The following is a 19,489-nucleotide window of genomic DNA, read 5'->3' as shown; positions in this document are numbered from 1 at the left end:
AGGTGATGCCTGAAACAGGGGAGCCCGGCTCCCCTGTTTGTATTTAGCGGGGCTGGTAGGCCTGAGTGAAGGCGTCCTGATGGCGCTGGAACATCCAGCTGCGCAGTTGCTCAAGATCCGGCTTGGCCATCTGGAAGTGCAGTGCCCAGCCCTGCACACCATTGCGTTGATGGATGTGCCTGACCAGCTCGGCACAGAGGGGCAGCGGGGCCAGTTCATGGATTAGCAGAGTGCCGCTGAGGGTGGCGCCGATCGCCAGGCCGGTGGGCAAGCCCTCCACCACCAATCCGTCCAGCGACAGGCTGTGCACCAGACACTCGGTATCGGCCACCTTCAGGCGCGCCTTCTGGTCGAGACGCCAGGCGCGCAGATGAGGATAACCCAGCTCCTTGATGACGGGCGCGGCGATGCGCGGTTCGACAAAGCCATCGTCCCCCTGGGTGAAGCGCAGCGGAAAGCGGAGTTGATGCCCGGCGAAGCGGGCTTCGAGCACCAGTTGATCGGCGCGTTGCAGCAGTCCGAGCAAGGGGGTGGCGAGATAACCGCTCAGGGATTGTCCGGCGGCCGTCTCCTGACTGCTCCCCAAGTCCCGTAACATGGCCAGTTCATCTTCGGTGAGAATCTGATGGTGATCCATAGCGGGGTGTCCACGAGTATTCATCGCAGGTTAAGGGCCTGGAGACTACTTTGGCAAGCGACTTGGGAAGAAGGGAAATGAAGGAAAGAGCGAGGCTCTTTCCTGTTACTTGCGAGGCAGTTGGATTTTCGGCTCGTTGGCCTGACGGTAGATGGTCAGCACGTGGCCGATGCTCTGTACCTTGACCGCGCCGGTTTCACGGACGATTGCATCCATAACCAGCTGTTTCATCTCACGATCTTCAGACGCAACCTTAACCTTGATCAGCTCGTGGTAATTCAGGGCCAGATCGATCTCGGCCAGTACGCCTTCGGTCAGACCATGTTGACCCAAGAGGACAACGGGCTTCAGACTGTGGGCAAGGCCCTTGAGGTACTGTTTCTGTTTATTGTTGAGAATCATGGCAATTTCTTCATAAGTCAGGGTTGAAAGGGGCGTATTCTACCCCCACTTAGCCCTTAATACTAATAACCCTTGTGGTTTTTTAAAGTCGACAATCATGACCCAGAAAAAACGTTCCCCCAGCTCAAGCCGCTGGTTAAAAGAACATTTCGACGATCAATACGTCAAAAAAGCCCAGAAGTTGGGGCTGCGTTCCCGCGCTGTTTTCAAGATTGATGAGATCCAGGGCAAGGACAAATTGCTCCGTACCGGCATGACAGTGGTGGATCTGGGGGCGGCCCCGGGTGGCTGGTCCCAGTTTGCCGTTGAGCAGGTGGGTGACGATGGACGGGTCATCGCGTGTGATATTTTGCCGATGGATCCCATTGCCGGTGTCGATTTCCTGCAAGGGGACTTTCGGGAGGAAACTGTACTCGGTGCCTTGCTGGCCCGTGTCGGTCCGGACAAGGTGGACCTGGTCATGTCTGATATGGCGCCCAATATGAGTGGCACCCAGCAGGTGGATCAGGCCCGCGCCATGTACTTGGTCGAGCTGGCGCTCGACATGTGCAACCAGGTATTGCGCAGTAATGGCAGCTTCGTGGTGAAGGTATTCCAGGGAGAGGGGTTTGATGCCTATCTCAATGAAATTCGTAAGCTTTTCTCTGCTGTCAAGATTCGTAAACCAGACTCGTCTCGTGCCCGTTCACGAGAAGTCTACATTGTGGCTACCGGTTTTAAACTGTAGTACCCTAACCTTCATCGTTAACTGTCAGTCTGCGAGGTCATTGATTTGAGTGACATGGCGAAAAACCTAATCCTGTGGCTGGTCATCGCCGTCGTGTTGATGTCGGTGTTCAATAGCTTCAGCCCCAGCGATACCACCAGTCGCCAGCTGGACTATTCCAGCTTCGTTAAAGAAGTGACCCAAGAACAGATCCGTGAAGTGCGGATGGATGGCAAGGTCATTAACGGCGTCAAGCGCACTGGTGAACGCTTCACCACCATCATACCGGCGCCGGATCCCCAGCTGCTCAACGACATGCTCAATCACAATGTCAAAGTGATGGGCGAGAAGCCGGAAGAGCCGTCTTTGCTGACCTCTATCTTCATCTCTTGGTTCCCGATGCTGTTGCTGATCGGTGTCTGGGTCTTCTTCATGCGTCAGATGCAGGGCGGCGGCGGCAAGGGTGCCATGTCGTTCGGCAAGAGCAAGGCTCGCCTGATGAGCGAAGATCAGATCAAGACCACCTTTGCTGACGTCGCAGGTTGCGATGAGGCCAAGGAAGAGGTGAAAGAGCTGGTCGACTATCTGCGCGATCCGAGCAAGTTCCAGAAACTGGGTGGCAAGATCCCTACCGGCGTACTGCTGGTAGGTCCTCCCGGTACCGGTAAGACCCTGCTGGCCAAGGCCATTGCGGGCGAGGCCAAGGTGCCTTTCTTCACCATCTCGGGTTCCGACTTCGTCGAAATGTTCGTGGGTGTCGGTGCCTCCCGGGTGCGTGACATGTTTGAGCAGGCCAAGAAGTCTTCCCCCTGCATCATCTTCATCGATGAAATCGATGCGGTCGGTCGCCAGCGTGGCGCCGGTCTCGGCGGTGGTCACGATGAGCGTGAGCAGACCCTGAACCAGATGCTGGTCGAGATGGATGGTTTTGAAGGCAATGAAGGCGTCATCGTCATCGCTGCCACCAACCGTCCCGATGTACTGGACCCTGCTTTGCTGCGTCCGGGCCGTTTCGACCGTCAGGTCGTGGTCGGTCTGCCGGATGTGCGCGGTCGCGAGCAGATTCTGAAGGTGCACATGCGCAAGGTGCCGTTGGCAGATGATGTCAATGCGGCCCTGATTGCCCGTGGTACCCCAGGTTTCTCCGGTGCTGATCTCGCCAACCTGGTCAACGAAGCCGCCCTCTTCTCCGCCCGTGAGAGTCGTCGTGTGGTTTCCATGGCCGAATTCGAGAAGGCCAAGGACAAGATCATGATGGGTGCGGAACGTCGCTCCATGGTGATGAGAGACTCAGAGAAGGAGATGACGGCTTACCATGAGGCGGGTCACGCCATCATAGGTCGTCTGGTACCGGATCATGATCCTGTCTACAAGGTCTCCATCATACCGCGCGGTCGTGCGCTGGGTGTGACCATGTACCTGCCCGAGCAGGATCGCTGGAGCCACTCCAAACAGCACCTGGAGTCCATGATCTCCAGCCTGTACGGCGGTCGTCTGGCGGAAGAGCTGATCTACGGTGCCGAGAAGGTATCGACCGGTGCATCCAACGATATCGAGCGTGCGACCGACATCGCCCGCAAGATGGTCACCCAGTGGGGCATGTCCGAGCGTCTCGGTCCCATGCTCTATGCGGAAGAAGATGGCGAAGTGTTCCTCGGTCGCAGCATGGCCAAGGCCAAGCACATGTCCGATGACACGGCGCGCGTCATCGACGCCGAGGTCAAGCAGGTCATCGATCGCAACTACGCCCGCTCCAAGCAGATCCTGCTGGACAACATGGACGTGTTGCACACTATGAAAGATGCGCTGATGAAGTACGAAACCATCGACGCCAAGCAGATCGACGATCTGATGGCCCGTCGCGAGGTGCGTGCTCCCAGCAACTGGCATGACGAGCACAGCGACACTCCGCAAGGCGGTGCCACTGTCGCGGCGGATGCCAAACCGGCAGTGACCGACGTGGAGCCGGTGGCGGATGTCGACATCGACAAGGCCAACGATCTCCCGGCCAAATAAATCGTGATGATGCAAACCCCGGGCTGGTCCCGGGGTTTTTCTTTATGTAAATGGAAGCGAAGATGCAGCTAACCAGCAAGGGGCTCAGCCTCTCCCTCGATCGTCCCCATGTGATGGGGATCCTCAATGTGACACCCGACTCCTTCTCCGATGGCGGCAATTTCAATCAGATTGACCGGGCCATGGCCCATGCTCGCCAGATGATCTCCGACGGGGCAACCCTCATCGACATAGGGGGGGAGTCGACGCGTCCGGGGGCCCCCGACGTGAGCGAGCAGGATGAGCTGGACAGGGTGATCCCCGTGGTCGAGCGGATGGTCGCCGAGCTGGATGTGATGATCTCCCTCGATACCTCCAAGGCTGCCGTGATGCGGGAAGGCTGCAAGGCGGGGGCCCACCTCATCAACGACGTGCGGGCCTTGCTCGAACCCGGCGCCCTGGCCGCCGCCGCAGAAGCTGACGTACCCGTGTGCCTGATGCACATGCAAGGCCAGCCGAGAACCATGCAGGCCGAGCCCCACTATGACGACCTGCTGGGGGAGGTGAGGGCCTTCTTCGACGAGCGTATCGCCGCCTGTCTGGCCGCCGGGGTTGGGCGCCAGCAGCTGTTGCTGGATCCGGGCTACGGCTTTGGCAAGACGCTGGCACACAACTATCAACTGCTGGCCTGGCAGGAGAAGTTGCTCGATTACCAGCTTCCGCTCTTGGTCGGTATGTCGCGAAAGTCTATGATAGGCAACCTGCTTGGCCGTTCGGTTGATGAACGGTTGGCCGGCAGTCTGGCCTGCGCGCTCATCGGTATGCAGCATGGCGCCCGTATCATCCGGGTGCACGATGTGCGAGAGACCATGGATGCCCTGCGCACCGGCTGGATGGTAATGACGGGACAAGATTTCATATCCAAATAAAAAAACGAGAACAGACAATGGCAAGAAAGTATTTTGGCACCGATGGTGTCCGCGGCAAGGTTGGCGAATTCCCGATCACCCCTGATTTCGTGATGAAGCTGGGTTGGGCCGCAGGCAAGGTGCTCTCCAAGAAGGGCACCCGTAAAGTGCTGATCGGCAAGGATACCCGCATCTCCGGTTACATGCTGGAATCCGCGCTGGAAGCCGGTCTCTCCGCCGCCGGGCTCAAGGCCATACTGATGGGCCCCATGCCCACCCCGGCCGTTGCCTATCTGACCCGCACCTTCCGTGCCGAGGCCGGCATCGTCATCAGCGCCTCCCACAACCCTTACTATGACAACGGCATCAAGTTCTTCTCCGCCGATGGCACCAAGCTGCCTGACGAGGTCGAGATGGCCATCGAGGCCGAGCTGGATCACGAGATCAAGTGCGTCGAGTCTGCCGATTTGGGCAAAGCCGTGCGCATCGAGGATGCGGCGGGTCGCTATATCGAGTTCTGCAAGAGCACCTTCCCCTCCCATCTGAGCCTGGAAGGGCTGAAGATGGTGGTTGACTGCGGCAATGGCGCTACCTATCACATAGCCCCCTCCGTCTTCCGCGAGCTGGGCGCCGAGGTGATAGCCATTGGTTGCAGCCCGGATGGCCTCAACATCAACGATGGTGTCGGCTCTACCGCTCCCGAAGCCCTGGCTGCCAAGGTGCTGGAGTGCAAGGCGGATCTGGGCGTGGCCTTCGACGGTGACGGCGATCGCCTGGTGATGGTGGACCACACGGGTTACATCATCGACGGTGACGAGATCCTCTACATCATCGCCCGTGATGCACTGCGCAACGGCCGCCTCAAGGGCGGTGTGGTCGGTACCCTGATGGCCAATATGGGCCTGGAGCTGGCGCTGCAGACCCTGGGCATCCCGTTCGCCCGTGCCAAGGTGGGTGACCGCTACGTGCTGGAGATGATGAATGAGAAGGGCTGGCGTATCGGGGGTGAAAACTCCGGTCACATCATCTGCCTGGATCAGACCACTACCGGGGACGGTATCGTTGCCGCCCTGCAGGTGCTGATGGCCATCTGCACCGCCGAGATGCCGCTGGCCAAGCTGCGTTCCGGCATGAGCAAGTTCCCGCAGGTGCTGGTGAACGTCCGTTTTGCCGAGGGCAAGGATCCGCTGGCGGCTGATGCCGTCAACCAGGAAGTGGCCAAGGTGGAACAGGAGCTGGCTGGCCGTGGCCGCGTCCTGCTGCGCAAATCCGGCACCGAACCCCTGATCCGGGTCATGGTGGAAGGTGAGCATGAGCAGCAGGTGCGTGACATGGCACAACGCATCGCTCAACAGGTCGAATCGGCGTTTTAATGAACAAAAGGGGCGGCTTTTTAGCCGCCCTGGTTGTATCTTGTTCAAACGATTCGAAAATTCAAAAATAGCGCTTGTCAGCTGACAATCCTCTGGATATTATCAGCCCCGCTTTCGCAAGGGAGTTGCCGATGGGACATCGCAAGCCGTTTGTAGCAGCCAACTGGAAGTTACACGGTAGTAGGTCGCAGTTAGAGCAGTTTACTGGCCAGTGCCTGCAAGGCATGGATGAGCGAGTAGATGTGGTCTTGTGTCCATCCCATGTGCATCTCGACTTCACGGCCGCACTGCTCAACGAGCAGAAGGTGATGAAGTTGGGGGCTCAGAATGTGAGTCAGCACCAGACTGGCGCTTACACGGGTGAAGTCTCGTGTCAGATGCTGGTTGAGGCAGGGTGTCGTTACGTACTGGTAGGGCACTCCGAGCGCAGGCGTCTCTTTGGTGAGACCAGCTTTATCGTCGCAGAGAAGTTTGCGGCAGCCAGAGCGGCAGGCTTGATCCCCATCCTCTGTTTGGGTGAATCGGGCGCAGCGAGGCAGGCGAGAAGAGCCTTCGAGGTGATCGCCGAAGAGCTGGATATCGTCATAGAGAAAAATGGCGCGATGGCTTTCGATAATGCTATCATCGCCTACGAGCCGATTTGGGCTGTAGGTACAGGTAAATGCGCCACACCCGAGCAGGCACAAGAGGTTCATTCCTTTATACGTGGTCGCTTGGCGGAGGATACTCCGGTAATAGGTGAGAAAGTTAGAATCATCTATGGTGGGAGCGTGACGCCGACCAATGCGAGAGATTTGTTTGCCCAGCCCGACATAGATGGCGGCCTGATTGGTGGAGCGAGTCTCGATGACAAGACGTTTTTAGGAATTGTTGAAGCGGCAAAGGGTGCAAGTTAAATGTACGAAATTCTTTTAGTCGTTTATCTGCTGGTTTCACTGGCTCTGATTGGTCTGGTGATGATTCAGCAAGGTAAAGGGGCTGACATGGGCGCCTCCTTCGGCGCAGGGGCATCGAATACCGTATTCGGCTCCGGTGGTTCAGGCAGTTTCCTGACCCGAACAACAGCAATTTTGGCTACTCTGTTCTTTCTGATTAGCTTGGTGCTTGGCTCTATGTCCAGTAACAAGGTAAAACAGGGTAGTGAATGGGAAAATCTGCAACAAACCCAACAGGTTGAGCAGACCAAAGCGCCAGTAAAGAAAGACACTGACGTTCCCGAATAAGTGAGTTTTGCCGTGGTGGTGGAATTGGTAGACACGCTATCTTGAGGGGGTAGTGCTCTAGGGTGTGCGGGTTCGAGTCCCGCCCACGGCACCAATTAAGTAGTGAGCTCGGGCAACCGGGTATATTATAGCCAGTCAGTCTTGTGTGAAGAGAATGAACTGGCTATAATCTCGCACGATTTCGGACGCGGGGTGGAGCAGCATGGTAGCTCGTCGGGCTCATAACCCGAAGGTCGTCGGTTCAAATCCGGCCCCCGCAACCAAATTTCACGCATTTCCTACGCTCAGGAAGGCGGTCGCTGCGAGGCGACAATCAGGGTAAAGCGCCAAGCCCCGATTTGACATCGGGGCTTTTTGTTATGTGCGATTTACTCTGAATCGATCTCTATCTGGGCTTTATGCCCTTTTTTTGTTTTTCGGAGGGTGACTTTGGCTACGTTGGAACAACGTTTGACCGATCTGCTCGAGGCTCCGGTCGTTGCCTTGGGTTTTGAACTTTGGGGTATTGAGTTTATCCGCGCGGGTAACCACTCCACTTTGCGTGTCTTTATCGACAGCGAGAATGGTGTGACTGTCGAAAACTGTGCTGAAGTCAGCCATCAGGTTGGCGCCATCATGGATGTCGAGGATCCCATCACAGAAGAATACTTCCTGGAAGTATCCTCCCCTGGTCTGGATCGTCCGCTGTTCAAGGTTGCCCAGTTCGAAAAATACGTTGGCCAAGAGGCGGCGGTGCAGCTGCGGATGGCAACAAATAACCGCCGCAAGTTCAAAGGCGTAATCAAAGCTGTGCAAGGCGACATGATCACCCTGACAGTAGATGGTAAGGACGACGTGTTGGCTTTCACCAATATCCAAAAAGCGAACATAGTGCCGAACTTTGGTTAACGAGGCTATCGGATATGAATAAAGAGATTTTGCTGGTCGTTGACGCAGTATCCAACGAGAAAGCTGTGCCCCGCGAGAAAATTTTCCAGGCTCTGGAGACCGCGCTGGCGACTGCGACCAAGAAAAAATATGAAGGCGAGATTGAAGTTCGGGTCGAAATCGATCGCAAGACCGGTGACTACGATACCTATCGTCGCTGGGTTGTTGTGGCCGATCAGGCTGCAATGGAGAACCCGTACGGTGAAATCACCCTCGAAGCCGCTCAGATCGAGCAGCCCGAGATCCAGCTCGGTGACTATGTAGAAGACCAGATTGACTCTGTGACCTTCGACCGTATCACCACCCAGACCGCCAAACAGGTTATCGTGCAGAAAGTGCGCGAAGCCGAGCGTTCCCAAGTTGTTGACCAGTTCAAGGACAAGGAAGGCACCATCATCAGCGGTGTGGTCAAGAAGAGTAACCGTGACAACGTGATCCTGGATCTGGGCAGCAATGCCGAGGCCGTGATCTTCCGTGACGACATGCTGCCGCGCGAGACTTTCCGTCCGGGTGACCGCATCCGTGGCCTGCTCTACGCCGTGCGTCCCGAAGCCCGTGGTTCTCAGCTGTTCGTCAGCCGCTCCAGCCCGGACTTCCTGAAAGAGCTGTTCCGCATCGAAGTACCGGAAATCGGTGAAGAGATGATCGAAATCATGGGCGCCGCCCGTGACCCGGGCTCACGCGCCAAGATCGCGGTGAAGACCAACGATCGTCGTATCGACCCGATCGGTGCCTGTATCGGCATGCGCGGTGCCCGTGTGCAAGCCGTCTCCGCCGAGCTGAGCGGTGAGCGTGCCGACATAGTGCTGTACGATGACAACCCCGCCCAGTACGTGATCAATGCCATGGCGCCCGCTGATGTGGCCTCCATAATCGTGGATGAAGACAACCACACCATGGATATCGCCGTGGAAGCCGCCAACCTGGCCCAGGCCATTGGTCGCAACGGTCAGAACGTGCGTCTGGCATCCCAGCTGACAGGTTGGGAGCTGAACGTCATGACCGTTGAGGACATGCGTGCCAAGCACCAGGCCGAGAACGACCGCATCCTGACCCTGTTCACCAGCACCCTCGATATCGATGACGATTTCGCCGGTCTGCTGATGGAAGAAGGCTTCTCTACCCTGGAAGAGATTGCCTTTGTACCGGTCAACGAGCTGCTGGCCATCGATGGTCTGGACGAAGACATGGTTGAAGAGCTGCGCCAGCGTGCCAAAAATGCGCTGACCACCAAGGCTTTGGCCAAAGAAGAATCCTTTGAAGGTGTAGAACCTTCCGAAGATCTGCTCAATCTGAACGGCCTTGGCCGTGACATGGCGTATGCCCTGGCCGCTCGCGGTATCGGTACCCTGGAAGATTTGGCAGAGCAAGGCATCGATGACCTTGCTGATATTGAAGAGCTGACGGCAGAGAAAGCCGGTGAGCTGATTATGGCTGCTCGTAATATCTGTTGGTTCGGAGAAGAGCAGTCTGAGTAAGATCAAACGGAGGAAAATGAATGGCAGAAGTATCAGTCAAACAACTTGCCACTGACATCGACACACCGGTTGATCGTCTTCTCCAGCAGTTTGTCGATGCCGGTATCAGCAAGAGCAAGGCCGACGACATGGTCAGTGAGTCTGAGAAACAGACTCTGCTGACCCATCTGAAGAAACAGCATGGAGGTGACGAGGTCACCGCACCTGCCCGCATGACCTTGCAGCGCAAGACCAAGAGCACCATCAGTGTTCAGGGGACTGGCGGCAAGAACAAGGAAGTGCAGGTTGAAGTGCGTAAATCTCGCACCTACGTAAGACGCTCGGCGCTGGAAGATGAACAGCGCCAGGCGGAAGCCGAGGAAACAGCGCGTTTGGAAGCAGAAGAAAAAGCTCGTAGCGAGGCCGAAAACAAGGTTCGTCTCGATGCTGAAGAGAAGGCTCGCCGTGAGGCTGAGCAGGCTCGTCGTGAAGCTGAGGAAAAGGCGCGGATCGAGGCACAATCAAAGGCTCGACAGGCTCCACAGCCCGCCAAAGCAGCCAGTAGCACAGCTCAGCAAGAGGCAGAAAAGATGGCCAAGCGCGAAGCAGAAGAACTGAAGCGCCAACAGGATCAAACAGCTTTGCAAAAAGCAGAAGAACTCGCCGCCAAGAAAGCCGAAGAGGCTCGCGTCATGGCGGAACAAAACGGCCCTCGCTGGGCTGAAGAAGAAGCTGCTCGCGCCAAAGAGAGCAGTGACTATCATCTGACCACCAACAAGCATGCGCAAGCCGCAGAAGACGAGTTGGACCGGAAAGAAGAGACCAGCCGTCGTACCGCCGCCGCCGCCGTCAAGGCGCCGAAAAAGGCCGGTCGTCGTGAAGATGATCGCGACTCCCGCAACCCGCGTGCCCGTAAAGGCAAGCGCGGCAAGGTGGCCATGCCAAATGCCATGAAGCACGGCTTCAACAAGCCTGCTGCCGTGGTTAACCGTGACGTCGTCATCGGCGAAACCATCACAGTGGCCGAACTGGCCAACAAGATGGCCGTCAAGGGTGTGGAAGTCATCAAGGCGATGATGAAGATGGGCGCCATGGCAACCATCAACCAGGTGATCGATCAGGAGACAGCCCAGCTGGTCGCCGAAGAGATGGGTCACAAGGTTGTGCTGCGCCGTGAGAACGAGCTGGAAGAGGCGGTACTGTCCGATCGTGACGAGACCTCCGAAGCCAAGCCGCGCGCACCTGTTGTGACCATCATGGGTCACGTCGACCACGGCAAGACCTCGCTGCTCGACTACATCCGTAAAGCCAAGGTAGCTGCTGGCGAAGCCGGTGGTATCACCCAGCATATCGGTGCTTACCACGTCGAAACCGACAGTGGCATGATCACCTTCCTGGATACCCCGGGTCACGCGGCCTTTACTTCCATGCGTGCTCGTGGTGCCAAGTCGACCGATATCGTCGTTCTGGTTGTTGCTGCCGATGACGGCGTTATGCCGCAGACCATCGAAGCTATCCAGCACGCCAAGGCGGCCGAAGTGCCCATCGTGGTTGCGGTCAACAAGATCGACAAGCCTGAAGCGGATCCGGATCGCGTCAAGACCGAGCTGGCCCGTTACAACGTCATGTCCGAAGACTGGGGTGGCGACAGCCAGTTCGTTCACGTCTCCGCCAAGTCTGGTGAAGGCATCGACGACCTGCTGGAAGCCATCCTGATCCAGTCCGAAGTGCTGGAATTGAAAGCGGTTGTCGATGGCATGGCCAGCGGCGTCGTGATCGAATCCTTCCTGGACAAGGGTCGTGGTCCGGTTGCCACCGTGCTGGTACAAGAAGGGACTCTGCGCCAGGGCGACATCGTACTGTGTGGTCTGGAATACGGTCGTATCCGTGCCATGCGTGACGAACTGGGTCGTGAAATCAAGGAAGCGGGTCCGTCCCTGCCGGTGGAAATCCTGGGTCTGTCCGGGGTGCCGTCTGCCGGTGATGAAGCCACCGTTGTACGTGACGAGAAGAAGGCCCGTGAAGTGGCGCTCTATCGTCAGGGCAAGTTCCGCGACGTCAAGCTGGCTCGCCAGCAGAAGGCCAAGCTGGAAAACATGTTCGCCAACATGACCGAGGGCGAAGTGTCCGAAGTGAACGTGGTGATCAAGGCCGACGTACAGGGTTCGGTGCAAGCCATCTGCGATGCGCTGGTTCAGCTCTCTACCGACGAAGTCAAGGTCAAGATCGTGGGTTCCGGCGTTGGTGGTATCACCGAAACCGACGCGACCCTGGCCGCGGCTTCCAGCGCCATCCTGGTGGGCTTCAACGTCCGTGCCGACGCATCTGCGCGCAAGGTCATCGAGTCCGAGAGCCTGGATCTGCGTTACTACTCCGTCATCTATGATTTGATCGACGAAGTGAAGCAGGCCATGAGCGGCAAGCTGGCTCCTGAGTATCGTCAGGAGATCATCGGTCTGGCTGAAGTGCGTAGCGTCTTCAAGTCACCCAAGTTCGGCGCCGTTGCCGGCTGTATGGTTACCGAAGGTGTGGTCAAGCGCTCCAACCGTATCCGTGTTCTGCGTGACAACGTGGTTATCTATGAAGGCGAGCTGGAATCCCTGCGCCGCTTCAAGGATGACGTCAACGAAGTCCGCAACGGTTACGAGTGTGGTATCGCGGTCAAGAACTACAACGACGTACGCGAAGGCGACCAGATCGAAGTTTACGAGACCATTGAAATTCAACGGACTCTGTAAGCCGAGAGTTAGACAAAATAGGGGGCCGCGGCCCCCTTTTATCGCAGGATAGAATATGGCCAGAGAATTCAGCCGGACCAACAGGGTCGGCCAGCAGATCCAGCGTGAAATCGCGCTGATCTTGCAGCGTGAGGTCAAGGACCCGCGCATCGGCATGGTAACCGTCTCGGACGTGGAAGTGTCCAAGGACCTCAACTATGCCAAGGTTTATGTCACCTTCTTGCAGCTGGATATCGATGCCGAGCGCATCGCGGAAGGGCTCAAGGGCCTGACCGAAGCGGCCGGCTACATCCGCAGCCTGCTCGGCAGCGCCATGCGCCTGCGGGTGGTGCCCGAGCTGCGCTTCTACTACGACCAGACCCTGGTCGAGGGGATGCGCATCTCCAACCTGGTGTCCAACACAGTGCGTGACGACAAGCGTCGCATGGCCGAAGCCGGCCGTGAAGAAGACGAAGCCGCACCGGATGATACAGAGGATAAAGCCTGAGATGTCTCGTAGACGCCGTTTCAAGGGTCGTGACGTACACGGCATCCTGCTGCTGGACAAGCCGACCGGTCTGACCTCCAACGATGTGTTGCAGAAGGTCAAGCGTATCTACAACGCCGCCAAGGCCGGTCACACCGGTGCCCTGGATCCGCTGGCGACCGGCATGCTGCCGATCTGTCTCGGCGAGGCCACCAAGTTCTCCCAGTATCTGCTGGAAGCGGACAAGCGCTATGAGGTGACCGCCAAGCTGGGCGAGCGCACCAACACCAGCGACTCCGACGGCGAGGTGGTATCCACCCGTCCGGTGAACGTGGCCCTGGGTACCCTGATCGAGTCGCTGGACCAGTTCCGTGGCCCCATCATGCAGGTGCCGTCCATGTACTCCGCCCTCAAGCACAACGGTCGCCCGCTCTACGAATATGCCCGTGAAGGCATAGAGATCGAGCGGGAAGCCCGCCCCATCACTGTGTTCGAGCTCAAGCTCATCAGTTTTGAAGGGGATGAGGTCAAGCTGGAGGTGCACTGCAGCAAAGGCACCTACATTCGCTCCCTGGTGGACGATCTGGGCGAAGTGCTGGGCTGTGGCGCTCACGTCACCCAGCTGCGCCGCACCCAGGTGGCGAGCTATCCCTATGAGCGGATGCTGACTCTGGAACAGCTCGAGTGCATCTTCGAACAGGCGAAGGCCGAGAGTATCCCGCCACGGGAACAGCTCGACCCCTTGTTGCTGCCGATGGATACCGCCGTGGCCGCGCTGCCCGAGGTGAACATGCTGGCGGCGGTGGCCGCCTATGTGAACCAGGGTCAGGCCGTGCAGGTTGCCGGGGCGCCGCAAAGCGGCCAGGTCCGCATGACGGTCGGGCCTGAGCGTGAGTTCATCGGGGTGGGCGAGATCGACGACGAAGGGCGGGTTGCCCCCAAGCGTCTGGTGCGCTACCACGACGATCACGACGAGGAGTGATCCTCAGGCGGTATCAGGGCGTCTTTCCCGTTGCGAAAAGTGACGGGGACGATTATGATACCGCCCTCATTTCACGGCTGAATTAGAGATTGGCTGTGAACCTTTAAACACTCTACTTGGAGTAATACCATGTCTCTAAATGCTGAGATCAAAGCTTCCATCGTTGCTGACAACGCTCGTTGCGCCAACGACACTGGCTCCCCCGAAGTGCAGGTTGCCCTGCTGACTGCCCAGATCAACCATCTGCAAGGTCACTTCAAAGAGCACGCTAAAGATCACCACGGTCGTCGTGGTCTGCTGCGCATGGTTTCCCAGCGTCGCAAGCTGCTGGACTACCTGAAGCGTAAAGATGTTCAGCGTTATGCTGCTCTGATCGCCAAGCTGGGTCTGCGTCGTTAATCGACCATCAGATTTCGCGAAAAAGGGGAACCTCAGGGTTCCCCTTTTTTATTGCGCGTCAGGCTGTTGCCAGCTTCACAGAATTTGTGTCACTGCTTACCTTTTGGTTCGAATCAAGTATACTTGCACGCGAATTTAAAGAGCCAAATTGTAAAAAGGAAATTCACGTGAATCCTATTGTAAAGTCATTCCAGTACGGTCAACACACCGTCACTCTGGAAACCGGTGTGATGGCCCGTCAAGCCACTGCGGCCGTAATGGTCAGCATGGACGATACCTGCGTATTTGTGACCGTAGTCGGCAAGAAAGAGGCCGATCACGGTCGCGATTTCTTCCCGCTGACCGTCAACTACCAGGAGCGTACCTATGCTGCTGGTCGTATCCCGGGTGGTTTCTTCCGTCGTGAAGGCCGTCCGAGCGAAGGCGAAACCCTCACCTCCCGCCTGATCGACCGTCCTATTCGTCCGCTGTTCCCGGAAGGCTTCCTCAATGAGGTTCAGGTGGTTGCCACCGTCATGTCCGTGAACCCGCTGGTTTCCCCGGACATAGTTGCCATGATCGGTGCCTCTGCTGCACTGGCTATCTCCGGCATCCCGTTCGGCGGTCCGATTGCGGCTGCCCGCGTGGGTTACATGAACGGTCAGTATGTGCTGAACCCGACCACCGCCGAACTGCCCCAGAGCGATCTGGACCTGGTGGTTGCCGGTACCGCCAACGCGGTACTGATGGTGGAATCCGAAGCGGCCATCCTGTCTGAAGAAGTGATGCTGGGCGCCGTGGTGTATGGCCACGAGCAGATGCAAGTCGTGATCAACGCCATCAACGAATTCGCCGCCGACGTGGGTACCCAGCCGTGGGATTGGACCCCGCCTGCGACCAACGAAGCGCTCAAGGCCAAGATTGCCGAGCTGGCGACCGCCGAGCTGGGTGAAGCCTACCGCATCACCGAGAAGGCAGTGCGTTACGCCGCCATCGGTGCCATCAAGCAGCGTGTGGTTGAGCAAGTGATCGCCGCCGGCGTGGAAGACGATGCCAAGAAGATTGGCGAAGAGTTCCACAGCCTGGAAAGCCGCATCGTTCGTGGCCGTGTGGTCCGTGGCGAGCCGCGCATCGATGGTCGCGATCCGGAAATGATCCGTGCCCTGTCCGTCGGTACCGGCATCCTGCCCCGCGCTCACGGCTCTGCCCTGTTCACCCGTGGCGAGACGCAGGCAATCGTCGTTGCGACCCTGGGTACCGAGCGTGACGCCCAGAACATCGACGAGCTGGCTGGCCATCGCGCCGACCGCTTCATGCTGCACTACAACTTCCCGCCGTATTGCGTCGGTGAAACCGGCATGATGGGTAGCCCCAAGCGTCGTGAAATCGGTCACGGTCGTCTGGCCAAGCGCGGCGTTGCTGCCGTGATGCCGAGCGCCGCGGAGTTCCCGTACGTGGTGCGCGTGGTGTCTGAAATCACCGAATCCAACGGTTCCTCCTCCATGGCCTCCGTCTGTGGTTCCTCCCTGGCGCTAATGGACGCGGGTGTGCCGATCAAGGCCTCCGTTGCCGGTATCGCCATGGGTCTGGTGAAGGAAGAAGAAGGTTTCGTCGTGCTGTCCGATATCCTGGGTGACGAAGATCACCTGGGCGACATGGACTTCAAGGTGGCCGGTACTACCCAAGGTATCACTGCGCTGCAGATGGACATCAAGATCGAAGGCATCACCAAAGAGATCATGGAGATTGCCCTCAAGCAAGCCCGTGGCGCTCGCCTGCACATCCTGAAGGTAATGGACGAAGCCATCCAGGCGCCGCGTAGCGAGATCTCCGATTTCGCCCCGCGCATCCACACCATCAAGATCAATCCCGAGAAGATCAAGGATGTCATCGGCAAGGGCGGTTCCGTGATCCGTGCCCTGACCGAAGAGACAGGCACCAACATCGAGCTGGATGATGACGGCACCGTCCGCATCTCCGCCGTTGCCAACGAAGCCGCCATGGAAGCCATTCGTCGCATCGAGGCCATCACCGCCGAGATCGAAGTGAACCGCATCTATGAAGGCAAGGTTGTGCGTCTGGCCGACTTCGGTGCTTTCGTCAATATCCTGCCGGGTAAAGACGGTCTGGTACACATCTCCCAAATCACCGATGCACGCGTGCAAAACGTGGCCGACTTCCTGAAGATCGGTGACGTGGTGAAGGTGAAGGTACTGGAAGTGGATCGTCAAGGCCGTGTGCGTCTCTCCATCAAGGAAGCGAATGCACCGACCGAAGCTGCCGCACCGGTTGTTGATGTGGCCGTTGCCGAAGAGCCGACTGCCGAATAAGGCTGCCGTGCCGTTGAAAAGCCGACCTCAGGGTCGGCTTTTTTGTGCCTGTTCGGCGGCAAAGTTGTTTCTTATGAAGCCCTCTGTTACAACAATGGGCTCCCCGTGCGACGGGCAACAAGGAGCAGTATGATGTCGTGGGCCCTCCTCAGGCAGTTTCCCCCGCTGGTCTGGACCGTGATCCTGGGTACCTTCATGGTGCGCACCAGCTATTACATGGTCTGGCCGTTTCTCTCCATCCTGCTCTATCGGGAGTATGCCCTTTCGGCCACCAGCATAGGGGCCATGCTGGGAGCGAGCGCGGGGCTCTCCACCCTGATCAGTTTTTACGGCGGCTGGTTGTCGGATCGGCTGGGGCGACGCAATATCTTGCTGGCCGGCTGCCTGGTCGCGTTGCTCTGCTACGGCCTGCTCGGCTTCTCCCACTCAGTGCTCTGGCTCGGGGTCGGGGTGATCGGCAGTGGCCTCTCCTCCGGTCTCATAGATGCACCGGGCAAGGCGCTGATGGCCGACAGCCTCGCCTCGGCCAAGGCGCGCGAGCTGGCACTGCACATGCGCTACTTCCTGCTCAATCTGGGGGCGGCGATAGGGCCTCTGCTTGGGGTGACTCTGGGCATCAGCGCCCAGCAGCAGACCTTCCTGCTGCTCTCCGGCAGCTATCTGCTGCTGGGGGCCACCTTCGTCTGGGGCTTTCGCAGGTTGAACGAGGAAGCACGGCGCGGTGGCGGCCTGGGCCTGCGGGCCGCCATCAAGGTGCTGTGGCTGGATCGGGGATTTTTGCTGCTGGTGATGGCGAACCTGCTGATGGTGCTGGTCTATTCCCAGTTTCACTCACCCTTGGTGCAATATCTGACGCGGGCCGAGACTCCCGAGGTGGCGCGACTGGTCGCCATTCTGGTGACGATCAATGCGCTGACCGTGGTCTTGCTGCAATTCCCGCTGCTGCATCTGCTCGCCCGCTGGCCGGGAAAGGTGCGGCTGCAGCTTGGCATCATGCTGTTTCTGGGGGCTCAGGTGTTGTTTGCGCTGGGGGACCCCGCGCAGTGGTCGCACTGGATCGGGGCCGTGCTGCTGCTGAGCGTGGGGGAGACGATCCTGTTCCCGCTGCTCAACGTGCTGATCGATCAGATGTCGCCCCCTCATCTGAAGGGGAGCTATTTCGGCGCCGGTGCGCTGGCCGGGCTGGGCGGTGCCATCGGGGCCGTGCTGGGAGGCTGGATCCTGGAGCGATGGAGCGGACAGTCACTCTACATACTGATGGCGCTGTGCTGCATGCTGACCTTTCTGTTGTACGAGTGGGGCGCCAGGATCCCGCGCCCCGAGGTGGCGAAAGCCTGCTCCCGCGAGGGTTAGTGGGTCTCTTTCTGGTTGACCTGCTTCATCGCCTTCTTGGCGGCATACATGCGTTCGTCAGCTAACCGGATCAGGCTGTTGCCCTCGTCGAACTGGATGGGGCCCGTCTGCACCATGCCGATGCTGAGGGTCACGTCGCCGAGCTGCTCTGTCAGGGTGTGGGTCAGCCGTTGCAGATAGACGTCCCTGGCCTGATCCTCGTTGCAGTTGGGCAGGATCAGGCAGAACTCATCCCCGCCGTAGCGAAAACAGCAATCCTCCGCCCGAGACACCTTGCGAATGCAGGCGCCGACGATGCGCAGTATCTCGTCTCCCCGCTGGTGTCCCTGGGTGTCGTTGATCTGTTTGAAGTCGTTGATGTCGAGGTAGGCGATGACCACGGGCTCGGCGCGGCGCTGGCAGGTACGCAGGGTGCGGGTCAGGTTCTCCTGCAGGTGGCGCACGCTGAGCAGACCGGTGAGGGAGTCGGTCCGGCTCATCTCCTCCAGCTGCTGGGTGCGCTCGCGCACCTTCTCCTCCAGCGTCTTGGCGTAGATCTCCGACTTCTCCTTGGATGACTCTATCTCCGAGACCAGACTGCGGATATAGGTCTCGAACACCAGGGTAATGTCGAACAGAAACAGCTTGTCGAGGGCGGTCAGCATGGTGATGCGATTCTGCTCATGCTCTATCTGGGTGAAGATATCCTCAATGAGCAGCCCCTTGAGGGTGTTGATGGCAGCCAGATAGAGTTTGGGTTCCACCCCGATCCACTTGTGCACCAGCCCGATCCGCAACCGGTTGTTGACGTACTCCAGGTCATAAAGGCCGCTGAACAGGTCGAGGATGTAACGGCGCTGGGCCGCCCGCAGCCGGGTGAGCGTATCGGCGTCGCCGATCAGCAGGGCAATCTCGGTGATCCCGGTCTGCAGCGTATAGAACTTGTCGACCAGCGCATCTATGTGGGGCTCAATCTTGACGCGATAACTGGCGAGCAGGATGAAATCTTCCTCACCCAGCAGCAGCAGCTCCTTGCGATGGGCGATTTCGAACTCTGTGATCCGCATCTGCTCCAGCAGAGTCTGTTCGGTTGGATTCATGGCAGTTCCCTGAACGAAAATGGCGGCGCGCACTTTGTTATCTAACTGACAGTGTAGACATTAACGGCAGGGAACAGGTTTTCAAATGGCGCAGGTTTGTTGCAGGTCAACGGCTGCGCCCATCGCTCTATGCACTAGAAGGTCAGCACCTTGTCGGCCGCCAGGGTCCACTGGGCCAGCAGCGGCAGTGTGCCGATCTCGATCCCCTCGATGAGCGGCAGGGCCGTGATGCCGCGGGCATCGGTACAGGTCTTGCACAGGCGGATGATGGCGCCCTGGGCCAGCAGGATCTCCAGCATCTGGCGCAGATTGTATCCCTCGGCCGGGGCTTGGCCCGCCAGCGCGGCGCCGACCGCATCGGACATCAGAAACAGTTGCAGGCTGGCGCCGCCCTGTTCGCCCAGGGCAATGGCCAGCCGCAGGGCGTTGAACAGAGATTCGCTGCCGTAGGGGGCGCCGTTGGCAATGATGACAATTCGTTGATTCATAAAAGACTCCATCCTGAAAGCCGCTATTGTAGGCTCGCCGGGGCCGC

18 protein-coding genes and 2 tRNA genes are annotated in these 19,489 nt (G+C 58.4%); 16 read left to right on the top strand and 4 right to left on the bottom strand.

Annotation, left to right across the window (positions count from 1 at the left end):
• Positions 1–43: 43 nt before the first annotated feature.
• Together BN1128_RS04635 and yhbY are read right to left on the bottom strand one after the other, a co-directional pair.
• Positions 44–637, bottom strand: coding sequence for a hypothetical protein (locus BN1128_RS04635; RefSeq protein WP_042866627.1), 594 nt, complete (start codon positions 635–637; stop codon positions 44–46).
• A 105-nt stretch (positions 638–742) separates the two neighbouring features.
• Positions 743–1,039 (bottom strand): ribosome assembly RNA-binding protein YhbY, encoded by a 297-nt coding sequence (gene yhbY / locus BN1128_RS04630; RefSeq protein WP_042035811.1) that lies wholly within the window; start codon positions 1,037–1,039, stop codon positions 743–745.
• A 97-nt stretch (positions 1,040–1,136) separates the two neighbouring features.
• On the opposite strand from yhbY, the gene rlmE reads away from it, so the two are divergent.
• From rlmE to BN1128_RS04550, 16 genes are all read left to right on the top strand, one after another.
• On the top strand, positions 1,137–1,766 hold the full coding sequence (gene rlmE, locus BN1128_RS04625) for a 23S rRNA (uridine(2552)-2'-O)-methyltransferase RlmE (protein WP_042866625.1): 630 nt from the start codon (positions 1,137–1,139) through the stop codon (positions 1,764–1,766).
• A gap of 45 nt (positions 1,767–1,811) precedes the next feature.
• Positions 1,812–3,761: an ATP-dependent zinc metalloprotease FtsH gene (gene ftsH / locus BN1128_RS04620; protein ID WP_042866624.1), complete on the top strand. Its 1,950-nt coding sequence runs from the start codon at positions 1,812–1,814 to the stop codon at positions 3,759–3,761.
• Between the two features lie 62 nt (positions 3,762–3,823).
• Positions 3,824–4,669, top strand: coding sequence for a dihydropteroate synthase (gene folP, locus BN1128_RS04615; RefSeq protein ID WP_042866622.1), 846 nt, complete (start codon positions 3,824–3,826; stop codon positions 4,667–4,669).
• Positions 4,670–4,686: 17 nt separating this feature from the next.
• Positions 4,687–6,021, top strand: coding sequence for a phosphoglucosamine mutase (glmM, locus tag BN1128_RS04610; protein ID WP_042866620.1), 1,335 nt, complete (start codon positions 4,687–4,689; stop codon positions 6,019–6,021).
• A 131-nt stretch (positions 6,022–6,152) separates the two neighbouring features.
• Positions 6,153–6,917 (top strand): triose-phosphate isomerase, encoded by a 765-nt coding sequence (gene tpiA / locus BN1128_RS04605; RefSeq protein WP_042866619.1) that lies wholly within the window; start codon positions 6,153–6,155, stop codon positions 6,915–6,917.
• The gene (gene secG, locus BN1128_RS04600) at positions 6,918–7,244 is read left to right on the top strand and encodes a preprotein translocase subunit SecG (protein WP_025326063.1); all 327 of its coding nucleotides are present in this window, start codon (positions 6,918–6,920) and stop codon (positions 7,242–7,244) included. It abuts the gene before it with no gap.
• Between the two features lie 9 nt (positions 7,245–7,253).
• Positions 7,254–7,338: transfer RNA gene (locus BN1128_RS04595), tRNA-Leu, on the top strand.
• Between the two features lie 92 nt (positions 7,339–7,430).
• Positions 7,431–7,507 (top strand) — tRNA-Met (locus BN1128_RS04590).
• 166 nt (positions 7,508–7,673) lie between these two features.
• Positions 7,674–8,132: a ribosome maturation factor RimP gene (rimP, locus tag BN1128_RS04585; RefSeq protein WP_042035804.1), complete on the top strand. Its 459-nt coding sequence runs from the start codon at positions 7,674–7,676 to the stop codon at positions 8,130–8,132.
• Positions 8,133–8,146: 14 nt separating this feature from the next.
• Positions 8,147–9,649, top strand: coding sequence for a transcription termination factor NusA (nusA, locus tag BN1128_RS04580; protein ID WP_042866618.1), 1,503 nt, complete (start codon positions 8,147–8,149; stop codon positions 9,647–9,649).
• Positions 9,650–9,669: 20 nt separating this feature from the next.
• Positions 9,670–12,366 (top strand): translation initiation factor IF-2, encoded by a 2,697-nt coding sequence (gene infB, locus BN1128_RS04575; protein ID WP_042866617.1) that lies wholly within the window; start codon positions 9,670–9,672, stop codon positions 12,364–12,366.
• Between the two features lie 55 nt (positions 12,367–12,421).
• Positions 12,422–12,853 (top strand): 30S ribosome-binding factor RbfA, encoded by a 432-nt coding sequence (rbfA, locus tag BN1128_RS04570; RefSeq protein WP_042866616.1) that lies wholly within the window; start codon positions 12,422–12,424, stop codon positions 12,851–12,853.
• Position 12,854: 1 nt separating this feature from the next.
• Positions 12,855–13,814: a tRNA pseudouridine(55) synthase TruB gene (gene truB / locus BN1128_RS04565; protein ID WP_042866615.1), complete on the top strand. Its 960-nt coding sequence runs from the start codon at positions 12,855–12,857 to the stop codon at positions 13,812–13,814.
• Positions 13,815–13,943: 129 nt separating this feature from the next.
• The gene (rpsO, locus tag BN1128_RS04560; protein WP_005317514.1) at positions 13,944–14,213 is read left to right on the top strand and encodes a 30S ribosomal protein S15; all 270 of its coding nucleotides are present in this window, start codon (positions 13,944–13,946) and stop codon (positions 14,211–14,213) included.
• A 167-nt stretch (positions 14,214–14,380) separates the two neighbouring features.
• The gene (pnp, locus tag BN1128_RS04555) at positions 14,381–16,522 is read left to right on the top strand and encodes a polyribonucleotide nucleotidyltransferase (RefSeq protein ID WP_042866610.1); all 2,142 of its coding nucleotides are present in this window, start codon (positions 14,381–14,383) and stop codon (positions 16,520–16,522) included.
• A gap of 132 nt (positions 16,523–16,654) precedes the next feature.
• Positions 16,655–17,875, top strand: coding sequence for an MFS transporter (locus tag BN1128_RS04550; protein WP_042866609.1), 1,221 nt, complete (start codon positions 16,655–16,657; stop codon positions 17,873–17,875).
• Here BN1128_RS04550 and BN1128_RS04545 read toward each other — a convergent pair.
• A complete protein-coding gene (locus BN1128_RS04545; RefSeq protein WP_042866607.1) occupies positions 17,872–18,954 on the bottom strand; it encodes a protoglobin domain-containing protein in 1,083 nt (360 codons plus the stop codon). The two genes, BN1128_RS04550 and BN1128_RS04545, sit on opposite strands and share 4 nt — an antisense overlap.
• Before the next feature lie 134 nt (positions 18,955–19,088).
• Positions 19,089–19,442: a DsrE/DsrF/TusD sulfur relay family protein gene (locus BN1128_RS04540; protein WP_042866605.1), complete on the bottom strand. Its 354-nt coding sequence runs from the start codon at positions 19,440–19,442 to the stop codon at positions 19,089–19,091.
• Between the last annotated feature and the right edge of the window lie 47 nt (positions 19,443–19,489).

The sequence above is a fragment of the Aeromonas piscicola genome, from assembly GCF_000820005.1.
In the GTDB taxonomy this organism is placed as follows: Bacteria; Pseudomonadota; Gammaproteobacteria; order Enterobacterales; family Aeromonadaceae; genus Aeromonas; species Aeromonas piscicola.
This window is presented reverse-complemented; position numbering and strand designations above follow the sequence as displayed.

What these genes read in the sequence shown, in the direction of transcription:
- rbfA (WP_042866616.1), top strand. Translation starts at nt 12,422, where the DNA reads ATGGCCAGAGAATTCAGCCGGACCAACAGGGTCGGCCAGCAGATCCAG.
- truB (WP_042866615.1), top strand. Translation starts at nt 12,855, where the DNA reads ATGTCTCGTAGACGCCGTTTCAAGGGTCGTGACGTACACGGCATCCTG.
- rpsO (WP_005317514.1), top strand. Translation starts at nt 13,944, where the DNA reads ATGTCTCTAAATGCTGAGATCAAAGCTTCCATCGTTGCTGACAACGCT.
- rlmE (WP_042866625.1), top strand. Translation starts at nt 1,137, where the DNA reads ATGACCCAGAAAAAACGTTCCCCCAGCTCAAGCCGCTGGTTAAAAGAA.
- BN1128_RS04550 (WP_042866609.1), top strand. Translation starts at nt 16,655, where the DNA reads ATGTCGTGGGCCCTCCTCAGGCAGTTTCCCCCGCTGGTCTGGACCGTG.
- BN1128_RS04545 (WP_042866607.1), bottom strand. Translation starts at nt 18,954, where the DNA reads ATGAATCCAACCGAACAGACTCTGCTGGAGCAGATGCGGATCACAGAG.
- BN1128_RS04635 (WP_042866627.1), bottom strand. Translation starts at nt 637, where the DNA reads ATGGATCACCATCAGATTCTCACCGAAGATGAACTGGCCATGTTACGG.
- folP (WP_042866622.1), top strand. Translation starts at nt 3,824, where the DNA reads ATGCAGCTAACCAGCAAGGGGCTCAGCCTCTCCCTCGATCGTCCCCAT.
- infB (WP_042866617.1), top strand. Translation starts at nt 9,670, where the DNA reads ATGGCAGAAGTATCAGTCAAACAACTTGCCACTGACATCGACACACCG.
- yhbY (WP_042035811.1), bottom strand. Translation starts at nt 1,039, where the DNA reads ATGATTCTCAACAATAAACAGAAACAGTACCTCAAGGGCCTTGCCCAC.
- glmM (WP_042866620.1), top strand. Translation starts at nt 4,687, where the DNA reads ATGGCAAGAAAGTATTTTGGCACCGATGGTGTCCGCGGCAAGGTTGGC.
- BN1128_RS04540 (WP_042866605.1), bottom strand. Translation starts at nt 19,442, where the DNA reads ATGAATCAACGAATTGTCATCATTGCCAACGGCGCCCCCTACGGCAGC.
- tpiA (WP_042866619.1), top strand. Translation starts at nt 6,153, where the DNA reads ATGGGACATCGCAAGCCGTTTGTAGCAGCCAACTGGAAGTTACACGGT.
- nusA (WP_042866618.1), top strand. Translation starts at nt 8,147, where the DNA reads ATGAATAAAGAGATTTTGCTGGTCGTTGACGCAGTATCCAACGAGAAA.
- secG (WP_025326063.1), top strand. Translation starts at nt 6,918, where the DNA reads ATGTACGAAATTCTTTTAGTCGTTTATCTGCTGGTTTCACTGGCTCTG.